Source organism: Xanthomonas prunicola (genome assembly GCF_025266575.1).
GTDB classification, from domain to species: Bacteria; Pseudomonadota; Gammaproteobacteria; order Xanthomonadales; family Xanthomonadaceae; genus Xanthomonas; species Xanthomonas prunicola.
Genome location: NZ_CP096142.1, coordinates 2003278 through 2028704, shown reverse-complemented (window position 1 = coordinate 2028704; position 25427 = coordinate 2003278). Strand labels below are relative to the sequence as shown.

Sequence of the window (25427 nt, the reverse complement as noted above, 5' to 3'; positions counted from 1 at the left end):
CGAGGGCAGGCTGCCGACGACAGCAAGGCGCGCATGGTCTTCAGATCACCTTGCAGGCACAATCTTCACGCGTGTGCAGCGCCTCGGCAGATACATGCATCGGGGCATCGAAGAGGCCGTTCACCGCGCCGCGCGCAGCAAGGCATCCTCGGTGATCGCGTTGGTCAGCACCGTGGGCAGGATCGCCGGCGGAGCACCGGGGCCGTAGACCACGTACAGCGGCACGCCAACGGCCTGGTGCTGGTCGAGGAAGGTGCTGATGGCCGGATCGACATTGGTCCAGTCGCCTTTCATGTAGACCGCATCGACGCGGCGCAGCGCATCGCGGAAGTCGGCGCTGCCCAGCACGTTCTTTTCGTTGGCCTTGCAGGTCACGCACCAGTCGGCGGTCATGTTGACGAAGACCACGCGGTTGTCGGCGCGCAGGCGGTCCAGCAGCTGCGGCGAGAACGCCACCACGCCCTCGGCCGCGGTGGCCGCCGGCAGGCGCAGGCGGGTGACGCCCACTACCGGCACGATGGCCAGCACCAGCATCGCTGCGGCCAGGCGCATGCCGGCGCGGTTGCTGTTCCAGCGGCTGCGCTCGAAGCACCACAGGCCCAGCGCCAGCAGGGTGGCACCGACCAGCATCAAGGCCAGTGCATCCACACCGCGCTGCTTGCCCAGCACCCACAGCAGCCAGATCGCGGTGAGATACATCGGGAACGCCAGCACCTGCTTGAGCGTTTCCATCCACGCGCCAGGCGTGGGCAGGCGCCGCGCCAGCGAGGGCACGAAGCCGATCAGCAGGAACGGCAGCGCCAGGCCCAGGCCCAGCGCCAGGAACACCAGCATCGCCAGTAGCGCCGGTGCAGTGAATGCGTAGGCGAGGGCCGTGCCCATGAATGGCGCGATGCAGGGGCTGGCGACCACGCAGGCCAGCACGCCGGTGAAGAAGTCGCCCAGCGGCCCATTGCGCGCGGCCAGTGACTGGCCGATGCCGCCCAGGTTGCTGCCCAGCGTGAACACGCCCGACAGGCTCAGCCCTACTGCAAACATCAAATACGCCAGTGCGGCAACGAACCACGGCTGCTGCAGCTGGAAGCCCCAGCCGGCGGCCTGCCCGGCTGCGCGCAAGCCGATCACCAGCCCGCCGATGGCGGCGAAGGACACCAGCACACCCAGCGAGTACCAGATGGCGTGGCTGCGTGCGTGGCCGCGGCTCTCGCCGCTATGCGCCAGCCCCAGCACCTTCAGCGACAGGATCGGCAGCACGCACGGCATCAGGTTGAGCACCAGCCCGCCAAGCAGCGCCAGCACCAGCATGCCCAGCAGGCCCTTGTCGGTATGTGGCGGCGGCGTGCGCTCCGGATTGCCGGCCGAGGCGTCGGCGACCGGCCCGGCAGCGCTGGCGGGGGGCGCAGCAGGCGCGGGTTCGACAGGCAACTGGCCGGCAGCCAGCGGCGAAATCATCAGTGGGGCGGCCTGCGCCTGGTTTTGCGGCGACACCGTCCCGGCCGGCAAGTCGAGGGTGACGCGGCGGGTCATCGGCGGGTAGCAGATACCGTCGGTCTGGCAGCCCTGGAAGGTGGCCACCAGGGTCACCCGCGCCGGGTCGGGATGCTCGCGCAGCAGCGGCAAGGTCACTTCGGCCTGGTCGAAATACACCACCACATCGCCGAAGTGTTCATCGCGGTGGGCCTTGCCCTGCGGCCAGCGCGGCAGCCCGGTACGGACGCCGCCGACGCCTTCCAGCGCCAGCGAGGTGCGGTCGCGGTAGATGTAATAGCCCGGCGCCGGGGTGAAGCGCAGCAGCAGGCTGTTGCCGTCGCCGACGATGGCTTCGAAGTTGAAGGCTTGCTCGGCCGGCAGCGGCAATGCATCCACGCCGGCGGTCTGGCCGGGGGCACCGAACAGACGCGGGCCGGCGGCACTGCGCGGCACCAGCGCACCCAGGTTTTCGCGTTGCGGGGCGGTGCCCGGCGTACCGGTTGCCTCGGCGGCGGGCAGGTTGACGCGGATCTCGCGCCGCTGCGGCGGATAACACACGCCGGCGTCGGCGCAGCCCTGGTATTGCACCTGCAGGACAGCGGTCTTCATGGCAGGGTCGGCCTTCCCGGCCAGGGTGGCCTGCAACTGCTTGCGGTAGGTCTGCACCTGGCCGAAGAACTCGTCGTGCTTGCTCTCGCCTTCCGGCAGCGCCAATTCGCCGGCGGCAAAGCCCTGCCCGGATTTGACGCTGATGCGGTGGCGATACAGGTAATAGCCTGGCGCGATCTTCCAGGTCAGCGCGATGCGGTCGCGGCTGTCGGCGGTGGCGCTCAGCGCAAACGCCTGGTCCACCGGCAGCAGGTCGGCTTCGGTCACCGCGGCCTGCGCGGGCGCGGGCGCCAGCACCACCAGCGACGCGGCGAACAAAGGGGCGGCCAATAACGCGCAGCGGGCGATCCAGTGGGACAGAGACTTCATGGACGTCAGGATTCCTTGCGGGTTTCGGCCCGGACCCAATCGAGATACGCCGGCAGCCCGGCGCTGGCTTGGACAGCGACCGCCTCCGGCAGTTCATAGGGATGCAGCGCCCGCAGCCGTGCGATGGCGTCCGGCAGGCAATCCTCCCAGGTCTTGATCAGCAGCTGCACCTCGGTACTGCGCTCGATCGCCCCGTTCCAGCGGTACAGCGAGTGCGCGCCCGGCAACTGGGTGACGCAGGCGGCCAAGCGTTCGTCGAGCAACGCATGCGCGATACGGTCGGCGCTGTCCGCATCCGGGCAGGTGCTGAACAACAAATGGAGGGAAGAGGCGTTCATTCGGCCCGCCAGTGTAATCCCCTACCTGCGGGGGGAGCGACTGCGCATTCCGGAACACGGTGCCAGCTTCGCTGGATTGGCGCTGCAGGCGGCCGGTGCGGTGGCGGTTCGATGGTCTTTGGGTAGCCGAATGGACGCGCCGGGCTGCAACGAAGGCATCCGCGCGCACGCCGATGAGCCCCGTACGCCGGGTGGCTGTCCAGCGCCGTATGCACCGCTGTCCGATGCGTTCCTGGGTGCATTCCGCGCCAGTCGCAGATTTGCGCAGGAACAATACCGCTACCCCGCGATCAGCAAGCGAGCCCCGCTCCTCCCGGCAAGATGGAGTGGAGCGACCCATTCCCCAGGCCCGGCACGGCGATACGCCGGGCTTGCAGAGTGCATGCTCGCCTGTTGCCGACGCCGATGGTCGCGCCGCAGGCGGCATCGGTCGCCGTGCAACGCCAGCTGGCGCTCACGCTGCGATCGGCCAGAGGCCGCCGGTCGGCTGCCGCCGCTGGCACCGGACAGCACGCGGCTATCTGGCACGCGCGCAACGCGGCCCCAGCCATACCGGCCCGACAGCATGCGTCGGGCCGGTGGGGCTCAGTTGGCCAGCTGGCAACTGGCCGGTTTGGCCGAGGTGAACAGGCTGGCGGTGGCCCATTCGGGGTGGTCGACGAACGGGTTGCGGTTGCCCTGGAAGCTGAAGATCACCTGGTTGCGCGCCCGCTCGGCATCGTCCGGCGGGTCGGCCTGGTGCCAGGCCAGCAGCGTGGACAACAGGCCCATATAGGCCGGCGAGGCCGAGGTCTGCACGATCTTGCTGCGGTCGTCGGTGAGTTCCAGATCCGGTTCGGACTGACCGGTGGTCGCGTCGGTACCGCCTTCGTAGCGGATCGCCATGTACATCACCGCCCGTGCCATGTCGCCCTTGCGCTTGCCCCACACCTCGAAGGTGCCGCCGTTGCCGTCCGGGGTGCGCACCCAGTTGGAATTGCCCGGATAGCGCCCGCTGCCGCCGCCACTGCCGTCGTTGACCTCGGTCACCCGCTCGCCACAGCTGCTGGTGCAGGTGGCGTAGGGCTTGTTGCCGCGGTCGGCGTTGAAGGCGGTGTCGGTCAGATACAGCATGTGGGTATCGGTGTAGGGCGCATACGGCAACCCCTTGTCGCCGCTGGCGCTGCCAAAGCCCAGCGAGTTGGGCCAGGTGTGCTCGCGGTTATAGGTCAGCCCGCTCCCGGTGCCGGCGCGGTCGCTGCCCTTGGCGTAGCTGCGGTTGCGGTAGGCGTCCAGGATCCGGCCGCTGTTATTGGGATCCTCGTCGGCCATCTCCAGGATGGTCCAGGTGCTGGTGCCCGAGCCGCTGTACGGATAGACCGTGTGGCCCTTGATCACCGTATGCAGCGAACAGCGCAACTGGCTGGCGTTGGCGGTGTTGACCCGCGAGTAGTAACCGGTGCCGCCGCCGCTGGCGGTGGCCACGGTGAAGGCGAGGGACTGATTGGCTGCCGGGCTCAGCCCGCTGGCATCGCGGATGGCGCTGGCGGTGATGGCCAGGGTGCAACGCTCGCCGCCGACCAGGGCGGTGTTGGTGGACAGGGTGAAGCGGGTGCCGCTGCTCGGGTAGCTCAAGGCCACCGTGCCGGAGCTGGCGCAGCTCAGCGCAAAGGCGCCGCTGCTCAGCGTCACCGCCTCACTGAAGCCCACCGCCAGATCGCCGGCGGCCGGGAAGCCGCTCGCGCCCTGGGTCGGGGTGGTGCTGGTAATCGTCGGTGCGCCGGTCGTGCCGCCACCGCCGCTGCCATTGAAGGTCTGGCCGCGGTTGCAGGCGCCGAACGTCTGCGCCGCCGAGCCCGCCCAGCTGAAGTCTGCCGCTGCACTGCCGGTGCCGGTGACTTGCAGCGAACTGCCGACCGCGCTGCTGTTGTTCTCGCTGACCGGCAGGTTCTGGCTGGTGACGCCGGCCGCCGGGCCACCGCTGCCGGTGATGGTGCCTTCGTAACTGAGGAACTGCACCAACTGCCCGTTGGGGTCGACCAGCGCCACGCCGTCGTTGGGCCCGTTTTGCATGCCGTTGCTGGCGTAGCTCACCGTGGCAAGACGCACCTGGCTGCCGCAGCTCACCGCAGTGCCAGCGGGCACCGCCGTGTTGGCGTACACCACTGCCGCACTCGGGGTGCTGCCGTTGTACAGATAGACGCGGTAGCCGCTCAGCGATTCGCCAGCGGTAGCCACCACTTCCACACCTTCGCCGCTGTCGCCGGAGGCGCCTGCGTCATCGTAGTGCAGTTCGTTGATGAAGACCGCCGCATTGGCGGAGGTGGCGCTCAGCGCGAACGCGCAGGCCAGGGGAAGGGTGCAGCGCAGGGACACAACACGGGACGGCAACCTCATCGACAGCTCCTTGTGATCGGGGAATGCGGTTCCGACTGTAGAGTCTGCGCATGACAAAGGATGGAACCTGGTTCCATTTTTAGAGCGAGTGCCGCCCGGCCCGCATGGCGGGGCGGGTGGGGCGGCCACCAACGGATCAGTGGTCGCCTGACGCCAACGACGACGCGCGCGTGGCCTTTGATGCGTGCCGCCCACGCCCGCCCGATGACGGTTCGCTGGGTTTTGTTGTCGCTGCCTGGCCTGCGAATGAGACCGGCCGACGAAAAAAGTTTGCGCCCGGCCCTTGAAACCCGCCCGCCCAGCACAATCTCTGGCCCGCACCCGCTCTGTCGGGTTTTTTCCGCGCGCTGTGCTGGCAGTCGTCATATGCGAGTGCTAACATCGCCGATAATTTCCAGGCCAATCAATCACTTAAGAGGGTCTTCTCTATGAGCATCAAGCCGCTTCACGACCGCGTTGTAGTCAAGCCGATCGAAGCCGACGAAGTTTCCGCCGGCGGCATCGTGATCCCGGACTCCGCCAAGGAAAAGTCCACCAAGGGTGAAGTCGTCGCCATCGGCGCCGGCAAGCCCCTGGACAACGGCAGCCTGCGCGCGCCGGTGGTCAAGGTCGGCGACAAGGTCATCTACGGCCAGTACGCCGGCAGCAGCTACAAGTCCGAAGGCGTCGAGTACAAGGTGCTGCGCGAAGACGACATTCTGGCCGTCATCGGCTGATCAGGCGCTGCGCGCCGGGAATCGGGAGTGGGGAATCGGGAATGGGCAAAGCGGCTAGCGCCCTTCGCCATCCCACCCCGCCCCGATTCACGCTGTTGATCTACCGATTCCCCATTCCCTATTCCTCATTTCCGGAGTTACAACAAATGGCTGCTAAAGACATTCGTTTCGGTGAAGACGCACGTACCCGCATGGTTCGTGGCGTCAACGTTCTCGCCAATGCCGTCAAGGCCACCCTGGGCCCGAAGGGCCGCAACGTCGTGCTCGAGAAGAGCTTCGGCGCGCCGACCATCACCAAGGACGGCGTTTCCGTCGCCAAGGAAATCGAACTGGCTGACAAGTTCGAGAACATGGGCGCGCAGATGGTCAAGGAAGTCGCTTCCAAGACCAACGACAACGCTGGCGACGGCACCACCACCGCCACCGTGCTGGCCCAGGCCCTGATCCGCGAAGGCGCCAAGGCTGTGGCCGCCGGCATGAACCCGATGGACCTCAAGCGCGGTATCGACCAGGCCGTCAAGGCCGCCGTCATCGAGCTGAAGAACATCTCCAAGCCCACCACCGACGACAAGGCAATTGCCCAGGTCGGCACCATCTCGGCCAACTCGGACGAATCGATCGGCAACATCATTGCCGAAGCGATGCAGAAGGTCGGCAAGGAAGGCGTGATCACCGTTGAAGAAGGCTCGGGCCTGGAAAACGAGCTGGACGTGGTCGAGGGCATGCAGTTCGATCGCGGCTATCTCTCCCCGTACTTCATCAACAACCAGCAGAGCCAGTCGGCCGACCTGGATGACCCGTTCATCCTGCTGCACGACAAGAAGATCTCCAACGTGCGTGACCTGCTGCCCGTGCTGGAAGGCGTGGCCAAGGCCGGCAAGCCGCTGCTGATCGTCGCCGAAGAAGTCGAAGGCGAAGCGCTGGCGACCCTGGTGGTCAACACCATCCGTGGCATCGTCAAGGTCGTGGCCGTCAAGGCACCGGGCTTCGGCGACCGTCGCAAGGCGATGCTGGAAGACATGGCCGTGCTGACCGGCGGCACCGTGATCTCCGAGGAAGTGGGCCTGGCGCTGGAGAAGGCGACCATCAAGGATCTGGGCCGCGCCAAGAAGGTGCAGGTTTCCAAGGAAAACACCACCATCATCGACGGCGCTGGCGATTCGGCTGCGATCGAGTCGCGCGTCGGCCAGATCAAGACCCAGATCGAAGACACCTCGTCCGATTACGATCGTGAAAAGCTGCAGGAACGCGTGGCCAAGCTGGCCGGCGGCGTTGCCGTGATCAAGGTCGGCGCATCGACCGAAATCGAAATGAAGGAAAAGAAGGCACGCGTCGAAGACGCCCTGCACGCCACCCGTGCAGCCGTCGAAGAAGGCGTGGTTCCGGGCGGCGGCGTGGCCCTGGTGCGTGCGCTGGTGGCCGTCGGCAACCTGACCGGTGCCAACGAAGACCAGACCCACGGCATCCAGATCGCCCTGCGCGCGATGGAAGCCCCGCTGCGCGAAATCGTCGCCAACGCCGGTGAAGAGCCGTCCGTGATCCTGAACAAGGTCAAGGAAGGCACCGGCAACTACGGTTACAACGCCGCCAACGGCGAGTTCGGCGACATGGTCGAGTTCGGCATCCTGGATCCGACCAAGGTCACCCGTTCGGCGCTGCAGAACGCAGCCTCGATCGCCGGCCTGATGATCACCACCGAAGCCATGGTGGCCGATGCACCGAAGAAGGACGAGCCGGCGATGCCGGCCGGCGGTGGCATGGGCGGCATGGGCGGCATGGATTTCTGATCCAGCCGGCGCAAGCCGAACGCAACACCGCAGTCAAAGGAGCCCCGCAGCGATGCGGGGCTTTTTTTTTATGCAGCGGCGCTGCGCATTGTCGTGCCGGTTGCAGCCGTGGTGAACACTCCAGTCTGGAACGACATTGCAGGCGCCAGGACATCCATGGCGTGCGATCTCATCGCCGCGGCCCTGGATCCAGGCCCCGCCGCGAGGCGGGGCCATCGGCGTGCAGCTGCGCGTGCCTGTCTTGCAGCGTCAATGCAGCGTCGAAGGACGGCCGACTGTCGCGTCATCGCGGGTCGAGGGCGCCAGCGCATCGTCGAGGGTTGTCTGTGCGCTGGACTCGGCAACATCGCTGTCTTTGTCGCTCTCGCCGACGGTGGGGCGCGCGAGCGACACGGCATCGGCATCCTGCGGCGTCCGCAGCGGGATTGTCTGCGTAGAAGCTTCCGACTCGGCGGTGGTCGGCGCTGTTGCGTCAGCGCTGGTCGACGGTTGTGGCGGACGGTTGTCCGGTGTTGCTTCGATGGGCGCAGCAACGCTGCCATCCTCCTCGATCTCGGTGATGGTGACGCGGCTGGTGCTCGGCCGCGGCGCGGCGCTGGCGTCCTGGATCGCCTGCAGCGCGGCGTCTGGAGCGACGTGCTCTTCGTAAGCCTGCAAGTGCTCCGGCGACAGCTGCAGCAGATACTGCAACGTGCGATGCGTCGTTTCCTGCAGCTCCTCCGGCGTGGAAGCAACGGTGGTTGCGAGTTGCGTGCCGTCGGGCCCGGTGAACAACCGGCCGATCTGCCGTCCACCCCAGTTCATCGCCGACTCGGTGGCGTTGGCGACCGGCCCGGGCATCGTCATCGCCATCAGTGACATGATCGCACCCGCATAGTAAGGCGAGGTGGACGACGCTTCGATCAGGCTCCGGTCGGCGAAGGTCTTGGTCAGTTTTTCGGCAGTAAGTGCCATGGCAATCACCATGCTGCCGCCGCACATGGCCTTGAAACGCTCCATCGCGTCCTGCCGGTTCGCATTCTTGTTGAAAGCCGACTGCAACATCACCGTCGCCACGACCGCGGTATCTGCCAGCGTATCCACCGTCCCGATCCGGTCCGGCTGAATCAGGTAAATCGCCGAACCGGTCACTGCAGTACCCAGCAAGGCCAACGACAATTTGGAGGCAACGTCATCGTTGGACAGCTGCCGTGGAATCGACTCAGACCGGCCCTGGTCGTGCTGCAGCGCAGTGCTCAGGCGCTGGCAGCAACGATCGAGTGTCTCCAGCAGATGGGTGCACTGGGCATTGAGTGTACGGGTGAGTTCATGCCCCTGGCCCGGGCCGGTGAAGTCTCGGCGCACCTGTTGAAATGCATCCCGGCCGTTGAGCAGCACGGTTGCGATCTGGTCGAGCTGCGTGCGTAGTTCCACGCTGATCTGGCCGGGGGTCATGCCGGCGCGCGTCCGCTGCGCGTAGTCGGTGAAGCCAAATTGTTGCGCAGCGCTCGCGCGCAACCTTGACGCCTGGTCGCGCGCCCGATGACCCAATGCGCTAATGCTGCTCCAGAGAAAGGGGGTGACCATTATCGCCGCGCACGCCGTTGCGGCGGCTGCGCCAAACCCCATGTTGTTTTCCACTGCTTCGGCTTGATGTATCGCAGCGTGATTGTGGGTTTTCTTGGTGATTTCGAATGGCAGGAACAAACCATTAAGCAGGTAGGCATACAGATGCAGCTCGTTGGCGTCGCGCCCCAGCTGCCCACCCCCAACGATCGGGATGGGGAGGCCATCGGCGGTAGGGCGTAGTGTGGATGCCGACAACATCAAGACACTCCTGGCGGCGAGTGCAAGCGAATACGCAAACGTCTTGGCCTGATTCGCCATGAACGGGCTTGGCACGAGCATTGGCCAGGCATTTGCCAAGTTGAGCAGTGCCTTCAGCGCACGACCGGCTGCCGGCGTTCCGTGCTCCAGCGGATGCAGTGCGTCTTCTACCGCTTTGATGTCGCTCAGGAAGGCGTTACGGAAGCGCTCTTCCAGTCCGTTTTCAGTGTTTGCGACGGCCCCGCGTAGCTGTGTCATGGCTGCACGCAAACGCGCCAGGCTATGGGGCGCGGTCTGCTCTTGATCGAGCTGCCGCACCATTTGCAAGAATGCGGGGTCGCTCGCGTGTACCTGCAGCATGGTGCGCAGATCTGAGATCGACCACAGGCCGGAGGCTGCGTGCGATAGCGCATCGGTCGTGTATTGCGTGCCGGTTGCCAGTGCTGAGCGCGCGCGCGCGAGCAGTCCTGTTTCGGTCGATGGTGCCGGCGTGGCCGCCGGTGGCGTTTCGTTGGAGGATGGCTCTGCCACGGTCCCGTGACTTGTAGTGGCGGCAGCGGAGGTGCTTGCGCGTCGACGGGGAGACAGGGCCGCCAACGGCGCCGCGACCGGTGTCTCTGGCGGTGATGCGGATGTCTGTCCCGCCACGCCGGGGTGCGTCTGCTCGTGTGATGTAGCGCTGGGGGATGACGATTCGGCAGCGTGCTGTGGTTGAATCCTCATGACGTGGTTTCCTCGTTAGGGAGTGGCCGGGCTGCGGCGCGTGACCATGATTCGAACAGACGCCATATCGATGCGCGCTTGATGCGAAATGTTGCGCTGTCATGAGAAACAACGAGTGTTTTCACAGCAGCTCTTTCATGTAATTTTCCTGGATTATTAAAGGGCTGCTACCCCCCCTGAATAGTGCCTCGTCGTTGATAAAATTGCGGGCATGACACATCGCAAATAGATCCCCATTGCGCTGTGCAAGCGCATCGAGCCACTGATTCTGCAATGAAGCGTTCGCCCAACGCTGCGACGGCCGCATATCGGTGATCGGCAAGTCCTCCATGGCAGCGTCTATGTGTTGCGTACGTTCGCGCTTTGGGAGGATATGTCGTTGGAAGTGGGTTATGCAGCGGCATGACCTGCTGGCGCCGGTTGCGTGATTGGCAGCAGGCCGGTGTGCGGCAGCGCCTGCATCAGGTATCGCCGGACGAGTTACGACGCGGCCAGACGCCAGGTCTGAGTCAGCACGTCTGGACGCCGCCAGTGTGGCGCCCCCCGGAGGGAATCACATACTGGGTCAAATCCGACCGATCGCGGCAAACCCGGCAGCAAACGACATCTGATCGTCGATCGCAACGGCGTGCCTTGGCTGCGTGCGTCACCGACGCCAATTGGCACGACTCGGTCGCGTTGGAGGAGCTGCCGGATGCGTTGCCTGCAATCTTCAGAAAACCAGGGCGTCCGCAACGCTGGACTCGCAAACTGCATGCCGACAAGCCGACGACATCGAACGTTGTCGCGACTTCCTCAAGCAGCGTGGCATCGTCGCGCCGATTGCAGCCAAGGGAATCGGGCGCAATGACCGATTATGCCGTCATCGCTGGATTGTCGAGCGTACGCATGCCTGGTTCGCGGGCATGACCAAACTGCGCATCCGCTTTGAACGCTGCATCGATATCCACTTGGCGCTGCCCTCGCTTGCTTGCGCCATCAGCTGCGTACTGCTTCCGCCTTGGTTGTTAGCGGCTCTAAGAGCAGCTAACAAAACTACGATGCAGCCGCCAGGCGGGCGCGGCCGGTGCTCGGAATCCTCATGTACCACGCGTACGCTCCGGTTCCTGCGCGCCGTTCACACCCACCTGGCAACTGCTCGCTACGTTTTGTTAGCCGCTCTAAGGCTAACCAGGATGCATCGCCCGGATTGTTACCTATTCACCCAGCTTGGCAATGCGCACTTGCTGGCCATGTGTTGCAGTTTCAGTGGTGATCCGATGGGTGGCCAGCGGTGGTGTCCCCCGGCTCATAGGCGCGCACGCTGCCAGCGTTATTCGCCGAAGCGGACACAGTGGCATCGCTCTGTTCTTCGATCTCGTCGCCGATACCGCGATTAGATCCGCCCGGCGCGTGGGTACCGGCATCCCGGACCGTCCCATGCTCCATTGTGCCGCCGGCCTCCGTCGGCACGCGTGGCCCCGTAGCGGCGCCGGTGCCATCTTCGACTTCGGTGATGGTGACGCTGCTGGCGCGTGGCTGCGCCGCCGCACCAGCATCCTGGATCGCTTGTAGCGCGGCGTTTGCAACAGTCTGCTCCTCGTAAATCTGTCGATGCGCCGGCGAAAGCTGGAGCAGGTACCGCAACGTGCGATGCGTCGTTTCCTGCAGCTCCTCCGGAGAGGAAGGGAGAGTGGTGGCGAGCGGCGTGCCATCGGGCCCAGCGAACAACCGGCCGATCTGCCGCCCACTCCAGTTCATCGCTAACTCTGCACCGTTGGCAACCGGGCCGGGCATTGTCATGGCCATCAGCGTCATGACCGCTGCTGCGTAGTACGGCGATGCGGAGGATGCTTCGATCAGGCTTCTGTCGGCGAGGGTCTTGGAGAGCTTGTCGGCACCAAGCGCCATTGCAACGACCATGCTTCCGCCACACATGCTCTTGAAGCGCTCCATTGAGCCCTGCCGGTTCGTGTTCTTATTGAATGCCGACTGCAGCATTACTGCTGTCACGACTGCGGTATCTGCCAGGGTATCCACGGTGCCGATCCGGTCCGGTTGAATCAGATAGATCACCAGCCCGGTCACCCCAGCACCCAGCAAGGCCAACGATAGTTTGGAGGAGAAATCGTTGTTGTGCAGCGGTGGTGGAATCGATGCAGGCTGATGCTGGTCATGCTGGAGCGCTCCGCTCAGGCGCTTGCAGCAGCGATCGACTGTCTCCAATAAATGCGTGCATTGGCCATTTAGCGTGCTTGTGAGCTCGTGCCCATGGCTAGAACCGAAGTTGTCGCGTGCCTGTTTGAATGCATCGCGGCCGTTGAGTAGCGCTGCAACAATCTCGTCGAGCTGCGCGCGCAGTTGCATGCTGATCTCCCCGGGGGACACGCCGGCACGCAGCCGCTGCGCGCGGTCCTGGAATCCGAGACTTTGCGCAGCGCTTGCGCTTATGTGCGATGCCTGGCTATACACCCGATTGCAAAGGGTGCTGATGCTATTCCAAATAAAGGGGGTGAGCATCAGCGCTGCGCAGGCTGTCGATGCGGCTGCTGCAAAACCCAGGTTGTTTTCTATCGCTTCGGCTTGATGTCGCGCCGCGTCATTGTGGGTCTTCTTGGTGATTTCGAATCCCAGGAACGCACCATTGAGAAGATAGGCGTACAGATACATTTCATTGGCATCACGTCCCAGCTGGCCTCCCCCGATGATTGGAAAGGGAAGGCCATCGGCGGTTGGGCGCAGTGACGCCATCGACATCGCCACCACGCCCTTTGTGGCGGCCGAAAGTGAGTAGGCAAATGTCTTGGCCTGGTTCGCCATGAGCGGGCTTGGTACGATCAAGGGCCAGAAATTCACCAGATTGGACAGCGCAGTCAATGCCCGCCGGGTCACAGGTACGCCTTGCTCCAACGGGCGCAGCGCTTTTTCCACCGCCGTGATGTCGCCAAGCAACTGATGACGGAATCGCTTTTCCAGTCCGGGTGCCTGTGTGACCGCATTGCGTAGCTGCGTCGTTGCTGCGCGAAAATGCGCTAGGCTCTGGGGAGCAAGCTGTTCGGGATCGGCATGACGCACCAACTGCAGGAATGCAGGATCGCTCGCGTGGACCTGCAGCATGGTGCGTAGATCAGAGAGTGACCATAGATCCGAGGCTGCCTGCGACACCGCGGCAGTGGCGTGCTGTGTGCCGCTTGCCAATGCCGAACCCGCGCGTGCGACGAGCCCTCTGGCGGTCGATTGCGTAGCAGTGGCGGAACGAGGCGGCTGGGGTGGCGCTGGCTCCGCGTTCGGTGCGTGGCTTGCTGCCCTGCCAGCGAAGGTGCTGGCAGGGCGAGAGGGAAGTGCAGCCAGGGCGGCTGAGACCGGCATCGCCTGCGGCGATGCCGGTGGTTGTATCTCGCCGCCGCTTTCGGCAGACACCTGCTCGTGTAACGTGTCCGCCGAAGAAGAGTGTGCTGTCGTTGGCTGTTGGATCTTCATGACTTGGTTCCTGGTGAGGTAAGCAGCAAATATTCACTTCTGCGTGCTGTCATGATCCGAACAGGGTCCGCCCGCTCCCAAGCGATGGCACGAAACGCTGCGCTGCAGAAAGAAGCAGTGGCCGCATGTTTTATGCATCTTTTTTCATATCTTCATGCCAATACGGCACAATAGCGGAGCGGATGCCTGCTACCCGGCTTGGCACCCGCATCCGTTCTGCTTTTAGATCCGGCGCATCCTGAAGGTGCTTACTTGGGGCGTGGTCGGTCCGCGTCTGTGGCCGAGGAATGCTCAGGCATGGCGGCGGACCCGGTCTCTTCTATCTCGGTAATGGTCACACTGCTCTGTGGTGCCTGCGGCGGCGTTTGGCTCGCTGCTGCCTGGATCGCTAGGGCAACGTTCTCGCCGACCCTCCTGGCGTAGTCCTCCCGTTGCTCTGGGTCAAGGCCTTCTACATATTGGGCGGTGGCTTGCATGTGCTCCTGCATGTCCTCGAAAGACGTGGGCGTCCGTGTCGCGAGTTCGGTCCCGTCCGGGCCGGTAAAGCGTCGCAACAGGCTACTTCCTACCCAGTTCATCGCCAGCTCTGCGCCGCGTGCGATCGGTCCCGGCATGGTGACCGCCATCAGCGACATGATGGCCCCAGCATAGAACTGTGCGTTGGGCGCCCCCTCGATCAGACTCTCGTCGTTCAGTACCTTGGACAGTTTGTCTGCACCTAACGCAAGCGCGATGACCATGCTGCCTCCGCACATCGCTTTGAAGCGGTCCATGGCGTCTTGACGTGTGGCCAGCCTGTTCCACGCCGACTGTGCCATCACCGCCGTCACGATCATGGTATCGCTCAACAGATTAAGCGTGCCCAGTCGATCCGGTTGCACGAAGTACACGGTGGAACCGGTCACGGTGGTGGCCAGTATCATCAACGCCAACTTGGAGGAAAAATCATGGCTGTGCAGTTCACGTGGGAGACTCGATGTCTGGTTGCCTTCGAGCTGCAGCGTGCTTGCCAGACGTTTGCTGCACCTGTCCAGCGTCTCCAGCAGATGCGTGCATTGTCCATTGACTGTTCTGGTCAATTCCTTTCCGCTTGGGTCGCCGACAAAATCCCGGCGCGCCTGTTTGAACGCATCGCTTGAGGCGTCCAGATGCGCGCGGATATCCTGCAGCTGCGCACGCAGTTCCTCACTGATCCGGGATGGGGTCAGTCGGTTGCGCACGCTTTGCGCTGCGTTATTCAGGCCAGCCGACTGCGCGAGACTCGCCCTCAGGCCTGCTGTCTGGTCCAGAACCTTGTTGCCGAGTTTGCTGAGGCTGCTCCACAGGAACGGAGTCAGCATGATGGCTGTAAATGTCACCGATACGCTGGCGCCGTAGCCGATGCTGTCGCCTACCGCCGCGGCTTGCTTCTTGGAGCTTTCATTGCCGAATTTGTTCTTCGCAAGTTCGTTGCCCAGAAAAAGCGTGTTGATCAGGCCGTTGTAGAGGTGCCATTCGTTCGCATCGCGACCCAGTTGGCCATTGAAGAACACAAATGGGTACCCGTCAGCGGTGGGGCGCAGTGCGGACATCGAAACGGCGAGCACGCCCTTGGTGGCGGTAGACATCGTGAAGGCGAAGGTTTTCGCCTGCTTGGCGAGCAGTGGGCTTGGAACCAGCACGGGCCATAAATTGACTAGGTTGCCGATCGATTTCAAGGCTCGGATCGCCTTAGGTGCGCTATGACCTAGCGGCTGAAGGGCGTCTTTCACTGCCTTGATGTCGCTCAGTAACTGCTTGCGGTGATGCTCGGTCAGACCCGGCGCCCGCGTAGGCGTGATGAGGTCTTCGAGTTCGGCTATCTGTTGCCGGCACGATGCCAAGGTATGCTGCATCGGCTGCTCTAGGTCTTCCCCGTGCAGAATCGCCAGGAACTCGGGGTCGTGTGCGTGTATTTGTAGCATCGTGCGCAGATCCACAAGCGAGTAAAGATTGGCCGCGCCCGAGGACAACGAACTGGTGAGCTTCTGCATGCCATTAGCGGCACTGGAGCGGGCTCTGGAAAGGAGGCTTGGGGATGCTCCATCGGTCAGGGTCGACTGGGCCTGTACGGAGGATGCTTGAGAAGACGACCTGATTGGTCGGGGACTAAGAGGAGCAAGCTCGGAGTTTTCCTGGGAAGGGGGGGGCAGGCCCTGGGCGACCGTCGTCGGGAGTGCGGGCTCGCTCTCGACGGAAATCGGGGGCACGGACGATGAGAAAGGTGCAGACGATATAGACGGCTTGTGCATATGACTACGCTCCATTGCTGGCTCGTTGAAAAAGGGAGTTACATGACGCTTCGTTATAATCGGAGCAAGCTCGACCACCTTTGGTTGATAAGCGAAATTTGCGACTTCCAAGAGAAGCGAGTAATGGATTTTTCTCGTGCCCAAGCACTGCGATGGCAGGCCCTTGACGAGGTACGCATCGTGTCTCTTGTGAAAGCCGTTTCTGTTCTATGCCTTTACCAATTCAGACATATCTGTGCACAGAGCGGCATGCTGGACGTCCTGCACTTTATGGATTCCCTACACCTTGCCGTGCATGCAAGATGATTCGTCGCTAATTCTGCGCGGTGCTGGGGATCGATTACCTGGGTCTGCCTATGAATCAATTTCGCCGAAGCCGGCTCTCTACTAGCGCACGGCGTAGCGCCGCCGGGTTTTGCACCGACGTGGGGAAATTCGCACCAAAATCAGGTGGTCATTATCGGAATTGGTGCAAGTTGTCTGCTCGCCGTACCGTGCCAGCCGCATGTGCATGCTTTATCGGGTCGGTCTGCACCATAAAAGTGCTGATGAAGCGGAGTCGCTGAACGCGATCAAGTCGTTCGCTCGCGCCAGATATTGCGAAACGGTCATCAAACGCCCTTATCCCGCCGAGTAGCCGGTCACTGCTGTCTGCGGCTTTCACTGCCTTACGCATTAGCAATGCGAGGCCTAGGGAACTTCTGAACAAACCACGGCAGAGGCGCGACACCAGTGCCACACAGTGAAGAATATCCATGCAACTGACGTTCGGTGACGCTGAAGGCTTGGGCAAGCGCAAGCAGACCCGGCGCGAGATCTTTCTGGCCGAGATGGAGCAGGTCGTTCCGTGGCCGCACTTGCTCGGGCTGATCGCGGCGCACTATCCGGTGTCGGGGCGCCCTGGTCGACAGCCATACGCCCTGGCGACGATGTTGCGGATTCATTTGCTGCAGCAGTGGTATGCGTTGAGCGATCCGGCGATGGAAGAAGCGCTGCACGAGATCCCGACCTCGCGGCGCTTTGCCCAGCTCGGTGGCTTGGACGACATTCCCGAGGAGACCACGATTTTGAACTTTCGGCGCTTGCTGGAGACCCATGGCCTTGCCGGACGGATGCTGGAAGCGGTCAACGCGCATCTGGCGCGCCAGGGTCAGAGCCCGCAGTCGGGCACGATCGTCGATGCGACGCTGATCGCTGCGCCCAGTTCGACCAACAATGCCGATCGCGCGCGCGACCCTGAGATGCATCAGACCAAGAAGGGCAATCAGTGGTATTTCGGGATGAAGGCGCACATCGGCGTGGATGCGTTTTCCGGGCTGGTGCACCACGTCCATTGCACAGCGGCCAACGTCGCCGATGTCACGGTGACGCACACGTTGCTGCATGGCAAAGAAGACAGCGTGTTCGGCGACGGCGGCTACACCGGGGCGGACAAACGCGACGAACTGCACGACTGCGAAGCTGCCTTCTTCATCGCCGCCAGGCCCTCGACGATGCAAGGCATCTGCAACAAACGCGAGCGTGCTCGGGAACAGCGTTGGGAACCCTTCAAGGCCAGCGTGCGCGCGAGGGTGGAGCATCCATTCCGGGTGATCAAGCGCCAGTTCGGCTACACCAAGGTCCGCTATCGCGGCTTCGCCAAGAACACGGCACAGGTGCTGACCTTGTTTGCGCTCTCCAATCTGTGGATGAAGCGAAAGCAGTGACTGCCTGCGATGGGGAGCGTGCGCCTGTGATCCGTGGAATTCCCACGGAAAGCGCCAGAAATGGCGAGAAATCCGAAGATGCAAACGCGACTCTCCGGAGCGATGCGACATTCCGTGCTCTCAGGCCGCGTTGTTCAGAGCGTCCTTAGGGATGTCGGGCCGTTGCCCAGCGTATTGACAGCCTTGTCGCTGCATAGCAGTTTTATTGGGCACGTGAGGCAGGGGGCCATGCGCGCACTGGGGATGCCGTGATCGACGACGTCTCTTTTCTCAACCTGCATCGGGGACTCCAGCATGCACCGTTACCAACGGGCCCTTCTCGCGTTCTGCACCGTGACCGGGCTTCATTGCACTCCACCGGCGATGGCGCAACAAACCACAGATCTGGGCGAAGTTATTGTCACCGGCTCGCGCATCAAGCGCGCGCAGGTCGAAGGCGCGCAACCGGTGGTCACCATCAGCGCGCAGCAGATCCAGCAGGAAGGCTTCGCCACCGTCTACGACGTGCTCAACAGCATGAATCAGCAGGGCTCGGTGGAAGCCGATACGCAGTGGGGCTCGCACACGCCCAATGCCTCGCCGATCAATCTGCGCGATCTGGGGCCGGGCCGCACCCTGTTGCTGGTGAACGGCCATCGCGTGGCCGATTACCCGCTGCCCTACGGCGGCGAAAGCAACTTCTCCAACTACAGCAATATTCCCTCCGCAGCCGTGGAGCGCATCGACATCCTCACCGGCGGTGCGTCGGCGATCTACGGCTCCGATGCCGTGGCCGGCGTAATCAACGTGATCCTCAAGCGCGACTATCAGGGCGACCAGGTGCGGTTGCGCGGTGGCACCGCGACCGAAGGTGGACGCGATAGTTTCGACGTGTCGTGGGCCGGCGGGCGCACCGGCGAGAACTGGAGCCTGACCTACGCCCTGCAGGCCACCAAGCGCGACCCGCTGAGCGGACGCGATCGCCCCAAAATGGACGATTCGGACGACATGTCCTATTCCAACTGGACAGGGCAGAACCGCCTGTACGGCTTCAACCCATTCACCGGTCTGAGTCTGATCGACGCCAATACCAACCAGCGCCTGGCGCCACCGGCCGGTACCTGCGCGCGCTTCGGCGGTGAGTTCATCGACGGGCAGCGACTGAGCTACAACCAAAACACCGGCGCGCTCACCAACGCCGGCAGTTACTGCGGCGTGGCACACGATTACGGCGACTGGGGGCTGGTCACCGGCAGCGAGGATTATTCGGCGTATCTCTACGGGACCTGGAAGTTCGGCGAACACACCGAAGCCTGGGCCACGCTATCGGCCAATCGCAGTATCGGCCGCTGGACCTACGACCCGCCTTACGCCTATCTGGGCCCGTTCCAGGACGCGGCCACCGGCCGCTCGTTGAACCTGATCCGCCAGCTCACCCGGCGTGAAGCCGGCGGCTGGGACCGGCTGGCCAACTACAACAAGGAACAATCCTGGGATCTGAGCGCCGGCTTGCGCGGCGTGTGGTCCGACCGTTTCGATTGGGAATTGAGCGTCGGCCGTTCGCGTTACACCGTGGACGAATACATTCGCACCGTGGATACCGCGCGCGCCACCGACGACTTTCTCGGCAGCTCCCTCGGCACCGCGGCCGATGGCACGCCGATCTATGCGATCAACGAAGCGCGCTTGTACACGCCACTGTCGGCGGACCAATACGACGCCCTGGTCGCCAAGTCGCACAACTCGGCGTATTCGTGGGTCAATCAAGCCAGCTTCAGCGTGAGCGGCGATGTGGTGCAGGGCTGGGCCGGGCCGATCCGCTTCGCCACCGTGGCCGAAGTCGCAAAGCAGGGCTATCAACTCTCGCCCGACCCGTGCGCCAACGAGTGCTACCCGGTGGACGTGGTGGACAGCGGTGGCGGCGAACGCATGCGCAGTTCGGCGGGTTTGGAGTTCCAGATTCCGTTGCTCTCCACGTTGAGCGCGAACGTGGCAGGTCGCTACGACCGCTACGGCAATTACCGTTCTTCGGCTGCCATCCCCACGGATGTGGGCACGCAGAGCGACACCACCTGGAGTGCAGGTCTGGAATGGCGGCCGGTGGAAAGCCTGCTGGTGCGCAGCACGGTGGCCACCAGTTTCCGCGCGCCGGACATGCATTACGTGCTGGGCGAGCCCAGTTCCACCAATCAGACGGTGATCGATCAGTACCGCTGCATTTCGTCGGGCGCGTACCTGACCGGCGGCTGCAACGACGAGAACAACAACATCTACTACACCGTGGATGTCAATCGTCGCGGTACCCCGGATCTACGCTCGGAAACCGGCCGCTCGTTCACCGGTGGCGTGGTGTGGGACATCGCGCAAGGCCTGTCGTTGAGCGTGGATTACTACCGCATCCAGCTGGAGGACATGATTAAGGATCTGGACCGTGATGAGATCCTGTCGGCCGAAGCTGGCTGCCGCACCGGCACCACCATCAGCGGCGGCACCTGGAACAATCCGGGCGGCGCGGGCTATTGCGACACCATCACCTCACGCGTGAGCCGCAATGCCGACGGCACCATCGCCAGTATCGAGCGCGGCCCGATCAACCTGGCGCAGATGGAAACCTCCGGCATCGATGCGGCGTTGAAGTATCGTCTGGCCACCGCTGGTTGGGGCAATTTCCAGTTATCGCTGGACTACAACAATCTGATCGCCTATCGCGAACGGATCTATCGCACCGACAGCGACGAAAACCGTCGCGACGAACGTGTGCGCAGCCGCTTGCGCGGCAGCGTGCATTGGGACAACGGTGGTGCCTGGGACTGGACCGTCTACTTTCGCCGGATTGGCTCGATGCGCGCCGTCAACTGGGGCACCTGCGAACGCTTCGACGACGGCTATCAACCCAGCGCCTCCGATGCGTGCCTGGTCACCGATACCGCCAACGTGCACCTGGGCGAAACCAGCAAGCGCTACTTCGGCCGTGTGGGCCCGGCGATCTACTGGAACCTGAGCACCGGTTACAAGATCACCGACCACGCCAAGGTCAATTTCTATATCAACAACGTCTTCAACGAAGTGGGCTACGACCATAAGGAACGTTTCTATGGTTACGGCTTCTACAACACCACGTTGTTCAATCCGATCGGCCGCGAAGTGGCGGCTGAGTATGTGTTTACGTTCTGAGTGATCGCAGCGCATCCGCACGTCACGGTTGGTGTGGTGGTGTGCGGGTGCCATATGCCGGTGTTGCAACGGCGCGGAAGAGTCTGCAATCGCGGTGGCGATCGCAGCTATCAGCGAAGCCAACATGGGCGCTCGGCCACATGTGCCGTGGCGTCGTACGACGCCACGTTCGGCACTGAGATGTATCTGTTGAGTTGGCGGCGTGGTCGCAATGCACCCGGTAGATCGCTGGTGCCGTGCCGAAACATACGCGGCCTTTCGAGATGGCGATGTTCCTGGTGTGCCGTGAAATCTATTGAGGCAAGCCGTTAAATCACTGCTTCATTGATTGGTCGCATCGAGACGATTGGCTCCAGCGATGTCGCCACCCAGCAGTGGGTTATCGGCCCTGCACCCTGTGCCGAAATCACCGCTTCAACGGTCATTGCGCTTCGATGTGCGTGTCTGCCAGCGGCGGCACAGGACGTTTGCCCAAACCTGCGCCCGGTCCGTTGCCGATGAAACAGTGGCAACACGCAAAAGTGCGTGGTATCAATGCATCTCATGAACGCACCCCGCAGCCAGTTTTATTTTTGGTACTACGGTTTTCCGATGCCGCTGGCGGAGGACGGATTGCGCTCACCCTGAAGGAGACTTCAGCAGCATTCCCGAAAAGCCGCCAGCGCACACTGGCGGCTTTTTTGTTGCCGCCGCGCCTGGCTCCCTGATGCAACACCGCCCACCGAGACACTAGTTATGCCGCCTGTGACCGATGACCTGCGTATCCGCAAGATCGAAGCCCTTGCCCCGCCCTCGCAGCTGCTGTCGCTGCTGCCCTGCGACGAGCGTGCCTCCGAAACCGTGACCAATTCGCGTGCCGCGCTGCACGAGATCCTGCATGGCCGTGACGACCGCTTGGCGGTGGTGATCGGGCCCTGCTCGATCCACGATCCGGTCGCGGCCATGGAGTACGCGCACCGCCTGCGCCCGCTGCGCGAGCAGTTTGGCGACGCGCTCGAAATCGTGATGCGGGTCTACTTCGAAAAGCCGCGCACCACCATCGGCTGGAAGGGCTTGATCAACGACCCGGATCTGGACGGCAGCTTCCAGATCAACAAGGGCCTGCGGGTGGCGCGCGGTCTGCTGCGCGACATCAACAACCTCGGCCTGCCGGCCGGTGTGGAATTCCTCGACATCATCTCGCCGCAATACATCGCCGACCTGGTGGCCTGGGGCGCGATCGGCGCGCGCACCACCGAAAGCCAGGTGCACCGCGAGATGGCCTCGGGCTTGTCGTGCCCGGTGGGCTTCAAGAACGGCACCTGCGGCGACGTCAAGATTGCGGTGGACGCGGTGGGTGCGGCCTCGCACCCGCATCATTTCCTTGCCGTGACCAAGGACGGACATACCGCCGTGGCCGCGACCGCAGGCAACCCGGATTGCCACGTGATCCTGCGCGGCGGCAAGCAGCCCAACTTCGATGCGGCCAATGTGGAAGCGGCCAGCCAGGTGCTCAACACATCCGGCTTGCCGGCACGCCTGATGATCGACGCCAGCCACGCCAATAGCAGCAAAAATCCTGAGAATCAGCCCAAAGTGATCGACGACATCAGCCGTCAGCTGGAAGCAGGCGAAACGCGCATCGTCGGCGTGATGGTGGAGAGCCACCTGGTCGGTGGGCGCCAGGAATTGGTGCCGGGGTGTGCGCTGACCTACGGGCAGAGCATCACCGACGGCTGCATCGGCTGGGATGCCTCGGTCCAGGTGCTGGAACGTCTGGCGACAGCAGTGCGCGCGCGCCGTGCGCGACGGATTGCCGAGGCTGCGTGAGTTGCAGACTGCATCATCAGCGGCGGCAACGCTTGCTGATGCTGCATGGCGCATCGCCAACGGCCAGTGATGACGAGGCAGCGCGTTGGCTGGCTTGCAGCGCGTCCTCGTTCGCACCGTCCACCGGCGCTGCGGTGAGGACATCGAGCAGCGCGCGAGTGAGAGCGCGCTGATGACCGCAGCAGACCGAGAACGTCGGGCCGGCGCAGGGAGCCGGCCCGACGGATTGGACACCACCGAGTGATGGCCCGTTTCGCTCCGTGGAAGGAGGGGGAGAGAGCCTTCCTCTCACTTCAAGCGAGCGGGCAATCACGTTATCCGCCCAGCGCGTGACCTTGCGATGTCGCTGCATGTCGGCGGCAGCAATGAAGTGTGAGAAGCGTTAAACGCACGCGCCGTTGATGCCGGATATTCAGCACAGCACCAGTGCACGCATTGACCGGGATGCGATCCTGCTGCAATCGCGATTGGCCGCTCGTCAATCGCCAAGCTCTACCGCCAATCCCCGCAACGGCAACAGCCGTATTCACGCGTCGCGGTCGGCACAACCGCGATAGTGGCGGCAGACTCTTTCCTGCCTGTGCCCATGCCCTCACTTCGCGATCGCTTCCAGCGCTGGCCACGGCCGTGGCGTCGTGCAGTGGTCGTGGTGTTGGCGCTGTACGCGCTGTATCTGCTGGCCGGCAACCTCTATCTCAATACCCCGCTGTTCGACGTCAGCACCAACCGGCAGCCGCACAAGTTCACCATGCAGACCGGCCCAGCGCTGACGTTGTTCCCGGGCGAGGTCATCGCCTGGAACGTGCGCATGCGCGGGCAGGCCAACCGCACCGTGTACGTCTTCCATGCCGACCGCGCGCATGCACGGATTGCCCTGCTGGCCTTGTTTCGGCGCGAAGTGCGTTTGCCTTGGCTGCACGCCACCGGCGTGAGCGCGGAAGTGGAAACGTCCGATACGCCGATTCCTCCGCCGCCACGTGGTGACCAGGGCTGGACCTTGCGCTTCGATGCGATCACCAGCAACAGCATCCGCAGTGCGCGTCTGGGCAAATTGCTGATCGCCGGGCAAGGACACGGCAAGGTGGGTTTCCTGAAGCAACTCAAGGGCGGGCCGTCGGAACTGTTTCCGTCCGAAGCGGGCTTTACCGATGCAGTAGTCAGCTACGACGGAGTGCAGGTGTTCAATGGTGCGCAGTTGGACGCGCAGTTCCAGTTCCCGCGCCATTACCGCGACCAGGCCCCCGGCTTGCGCAAACTCGCCATCACCCGTGCGCGGCTGCGGTTGAAGGCCAATACCGTGGCGCTGAAGATCGATACCGGCGCGCCGCACGTGGACGTCAGCAGCGGACCCTCGGCGGCGCGGGTGGAGGCCGATATCCGCCTGGACGGTGGCGCGCTGAGTCCGGGCAGCCGTGCGGTGTGGCGGCTGCCGTTGCTGGCAGGCGTCGGCGCTACCGATCGCGGAATGCTCGCGCTGCAGCTGGATGTGGCGCAGGACATCCGCGTGCAGGCGCGGCTGCCGCGCGATGAGAAGACCGGCAGCGAACTGCACGCCGATCTGCGCATCGCCGGACGCAGCATTCCGTTCGAACAGCCGGCACAGGTGCTGCCGCGCATGTCGGGTCAGGTGCGCGGGCGTTGGAAGTTTGAGTCCTTGAACTGGATTGCCGAGCTATTCGTGCGCAAGCCCTGGTTTCAGCTGGAAGGCGGCGGCCTGGTCGAGGCGGATCTACGCCTTGCTCAGGGGCGACTCACCAGCGGCAGCACGCTGGATATCCCGCGCGTCGAGGCGGCGGCGCAGGTGTTGGACACGCGACTGACCGGTATCGCCAGGGCGCACGGGCGCATCGACGATGCCGCCACCCCGCAGGCGCATCTGGATGTGACCATTCCCACCTTCAAGGCGGCGCCGCGCGATGCGCCCAAACACCTGTTGCTGGATGGCCGCGATCTGCAGCTGGCCATGCATGGCGATGCCGAGCTGGCCCGCTTGAGTGACACGCTCAAGGCGCAGCTGCGTTTCAGCGATGCGCGTGTGCCTGATCTCACCGTCTATAACCGCTATCTGCCCGGCAACAACGTGCGCCTGCTCGGTGGCAGCGGCAGCCTGACTGGCGATGTGGCGCTCAATGCGTCCGGCGATGTCGGCAACGGGCATGCGCATCTGCGCGGCCAAGGCGCGCATCTGGCATTGGCCGGCGTGCAGATGCGCGGCGATGCCGAGCTGCAGGCAACACTGCAACGCGCAGACTTCAAGAACAAGTTCTTCGACCTTAGCGGTACGCGCATACGCCTACGCAATATGCGCGTGGGCGACGACGGCAACGATGCCAACTGGTGGGGTGAACTGCAGGTTGATGCCGGCACCATCCAGGCCGACGCACCGTTCCAGGTGGATGCCGATGGGGCCATTCGTATGCGCGATATCGCGCCGCTGCTGTCGGTGTTCGCGCAGCGCGCCGACTATCCGCGCTGGGTACTCGGCTTGCTGGATTCGGGCGAACTGGATGCCACCGGCCGGGTACGTTGGCGCAAGCAGCAGTTGCTGGTCGACGACCTGCATGCGGAAAATGCGCGTCTGTCGCTGCGCGCGCGGCTGGCCTTGAACGATGCGCAGCGGCGCGGCGATCTGTATCTGCGCTGGGGCGTGCTTGGTGCCGGCATCGAGCTTGATGGCAAGCAGCGGCAATGGCATCTGGCCGGCGCGCGCGAGTGGTATGACGCGCAACCTGGGTTGTTGCCTGCGGTCTCCAAAACCAAGTGATGCGGTTGTCGTCGCGATAGCGCCGCGCCCTGCTCACGGCAGACTTGGCACACTGCGCATGCCGCGTGCGCG

Annotated in this window: 14 protein-coding genes, 1 other RNA gene and 1 pseudogene; 9 read left to right on the top strand and 7 right to left on the bottom strand. The window is 63.6% G+C overall.

Features of this window, described 5'->3' with window-relative positions; genetic code table 11:
- Positions 1 to 120: 120 nt before the first annotated feature.
- From M0D43_RS08650 to M0D43_RS08640, 3 genes are all read right to left on the bottom strand, one after another.
- Positions 121 to 2448 carry a protein-disulfide reductase DsbD family protein gene (locus M0D43_RS08650; protein ID WP_252164310.1) on the bottom strand — a complete coding sequence of 776 codons (2328 nt, stop codon included), beginning with the start codon at positions 2446 to 2448 and terminating at the stop codon, positions 121 to 123.
- A gap of 5 nt (positions 2449 to 2453) precedes the next feature.
- The gene (cutA, locus tag M0D43_RS08645; protein WP_252164309.1) at positions 2454 to 2786 is read right to left on the bottom strand and encodes a divalent-cation tolerance protein CutA; all 333 of its coding nucleotides are present in this window, start codon (positions 2784 to 2786) and stop codon (positions 2454 to 2456) included.
- Between the two features lie 585 nt (positions 2787 to 3371).
- Complete coding sequence (locus tag M0D43_RS08640) at positions 3372 to 5162, bottom strand: endonuclease (protein WP_252164308.1); 1791 nt, start codon at positions 5160 to 5162, stop codon at positions 3372 to 3374.
- 428 nt (positions 5163 to 5590) lie between these two features.
- On the opposite strand from M0D43_RS08640, the gene M0D43_RS08635 reads away from it, so the two are divergent.
- Both M0D43_RS08635 and groL read left to right on the top strand, forming a co-directional pair.
- On the top strand, positions 5591 to 5878 hold the full coding sequence (locus M0D43_RS08635) for a co-chaperone GroES (RefSeq protein ID WP_003483210.1): 288 nt from the start codon (positions 5591 to 5593) through the stop codon (positions 5876 to 5878).
- 146 nt (positions 5879 to 6024) lie between these two features.
- Positions 6025 to 7665, top strand: coding sequence for a chaperonin GroEL (gene groL, locus M0D43_RS08630; protein ID WP_039421754.1), 1641 nt, complete (start codon positions 6025 to 6027; stop codon positions 7663 to 7665).
- Between the two features lie 249 nt (positions 7666 to 7914).
- Here groL and xopX (M0D43_RS08625) read toward each other — a convergent pair whose 3' ends face one another.
- On the bottom strand, positions 7915 to 10194 hold the full coding sequence (gene xopX / locus M0D43_RS08625) for a XopX family type III secretion system effector (protein ID WP_252164307.1): 2280 nt from the start codon (positions 10192 to 10194) through the stop codon (positions 7915 to 7917).
- Positions 10195 to 10315: 121 nt separating this feature from the next.
- The gene (locus tag M0D43_RS08620; RefSeq protein WP_260808322.1) at positions 10316 to 10525 is read right to left on the bottom strand and encodes a hypothetical protein; all 210 of its coding nucleotides are present in this window, start codon (positions 10523 to 10525) and stop codon (positions 10316 to 10318) included.
- On the opposite strand from M0D43_RS08620, the pseudogene M0D43_RS08615 reads away from it, so the two are divergent.
- Positions 10424 to 11204, top strand: a pseudogene (locus M0D43_RS08615) (IS5 family transposase); the annotation flags it as partial. The gene M0D43_RS08620 and the pseudogene M0D43_RS08615 overlap by 102 nt on opposite strands.
- Before the next feature lie 71 nt (positions 11205 to 11275).
- A non-coding RNA gene (locus tag M0D43_RS08610) (sX9 sRNA) lies at positions 11276 to 11351 on the top strand.
- 88 nt (positions 11352 to 11439) lie between these two features.
- Here the strand turns inward: M0D43_RS08610 and xopX (M0D43_RS08605) are convergent.
- Positions 11440 to 13653 carry a XopX family type III secretion system effector gene (gene xopX / locus M0D43_RS08605; RefSeq protein ID WP_252164306.1) on the bottom strand — a complete coding sequence of 738 codons (2214 nt, stop codon included), beginning with the start codon at positions 13651 to 13653 and terminating at the stop codon, positions 11440 to 11442.
- Between the two features lie 248 nt (positions 13654 to 13901).
- Entirely contained in the window at positions 13902 to 15938 is a 2037-nt protein-coding gene (gene xopX, locus M0D43_RS08600; RefSeq protein WP_425510672.1) for a XopX family type III secretion system effector, read from the bottom strand.
- Positions 15939 to 16678: 740 nt separating this feature from the next.
- Between xopX (M0D43_RS08600) and M0D43_RS08595 the strand changes: the two genes are divergently transcribed.
- The 5 genes from M0D43_RS08595 (at position 16679) to M0D43_RS08575 (ending at position 25355) form a co-directional block, all read left to right on the top strand.
- Positions 16679 to 17629, top strand: coding sequence for an IS5 family transposase (locus tag M0D43_RS08595; RefSeq protein WP_260808135.1), 951 nt, complete (start codon positions 16679 to 16681; stop codon positions 17627 to 17629).
- Between the two features lie 363 nt (positions 17630 to 17992).
- A complete protein-coding gene (locus tag M0D43_RS08590; RefSeq protein WP_260808134.1) occupies positions 17993 to 20782 on the top strand; it encodes a TonB-dependent receptor plug domain-containing protein in 2790 nt (929 codons plus the stop codon).
- A gap of 497 nt (positions 20783 to 21279) precedes the next feature.
- Positions 21280 to 21489: a hypothetical protein gene (locus tag M0D43_RS08585; RefSeq protein ID WP_252164303.1), complete on the top strand. Its 210-nt coding sequence runs from the start codon at positions 21280 to 21282 to the stop codon at positions 21487 to 21489.
- A gap of 28 nt (positions 21490 to 21517) precedes the next feature.
- Positions 21518 to 22591: a 3-deoxy-7-phosphoheptulonate synthase gene (locus tag M0D43_RS08580; protein WP_260808133.1), complete on the top strand. Its 1074-nt coding sequence runs from the start codon at positions 21518 to 21520 to the stop codon at positions 22589 to 22591.
- A 586-nt stretch (positions 22592 to 23177) separates the two neighbouring features.
- Positions 23178 to 25355: a translocation/assembly module TamB domain-containing protein gene (locus M0D43_RS08575; protein WP_260808132.1), complete on the top strand. Its 2178-nt coding sequence runs from the start codon at positions 23178 to 23180 to the stop codon at positions 25353 to 25355.
- Positions 25356 to 25427: the final 72 nt, after the last annotated feature.

Coding starts and splice junctions, on each gene's coding strand:
- M0D43_RS08650 (WP_252164310.1), bottom strand. CDS start 2,448: ATGAAGTCTCTGTCCCACTGGATCGCCCGCTGCGCGTTATTGGCCGCC.
- cutA (WP_252164309.1), bottom strand. CDS start 2,786: ATGAACGCCTCTTCCCTCCATTTGTTGTTCAGCACCTGCCCGGATGCG.
- M0D43_RS08640 (WP_252164308.1), bottom strand. CDS start 5,162: ATGAGGTTGCCGTCCCGTGTTGTGTCCCTGCGCTGCACCCTTCCCCTG.
- M0D43_RS08635 (WP_003483210.1), top strand. CDS start 5,591: ATGAGCATCAAGCCGCTTCACGACCGCGTTGTAGTCAAGCCGATCGAA.
- groL (WP_039421754.1), top strand. CDS start 6,025: ATGGCTGCTAAAGACATTCGTTTCGGTGAAGACGCACGTACCCGCATG.
- xopX (WP_252164307.1), bottom strand. CDS start 10,194: ATGAGGATTCAACCACAGCACGCTGCCGAATCGTCATCCCCCAGCGCT.
- M0D43_RS08620 (WP_260808322.1), bottom strand. CDS start 10,525: ATGGAGGACTTGCCGATCACCGATATGCGGCCGTCGCAGCGTTGGGCG.
- xopX (WP_252164306.1), bottom strand. CDS start 13,653: ATGAAGATCCAACAGCCAACGACAGCACACTCTTCTTCGGCGGACACG.
- xopX (WP_425510672.1), bottom strand. CDS start 15,938: ATGGAGCGTAGTCATATGCACAAGCCGTCTATATCGTCTGCACCTTTC.
- M0D43_RS08595 (WP_260808135.1), top strand. CDS start 16,679: ATGCAACTGACGTTCGGTGACGCTGAAGGCTTGGGCAAGCGCAAGCAG.
- M0D43_RS08590 (WP_260808134.1), top strand. CDS start 17,993: ATGGCGCAACAAACCACAGATCTGGGCGAAGTTATTGTCACCGGCTCG.
- M0D43_RS08585 (WP_252164303.1), top strand. CDS start 21,280: ATGAAACAGTGGCAACACGCAAAAGTGCGTGGTATCAATGCATCTCAT.
- M0D43_RS08580 (WP_260808133.1), top strand. CDS start 21,518: ATGCCGCCTGTGACCGATGACCTGCGTATCCGCAAGATCGAAGCCCTT.
- M0D43_RS08575 (WP_260808132.1), top strand. CDS start 23,178: ATGCCCTCACTTCGCGATCGCTTCCAGCGCTGGCCACGGCCGTGGCGT.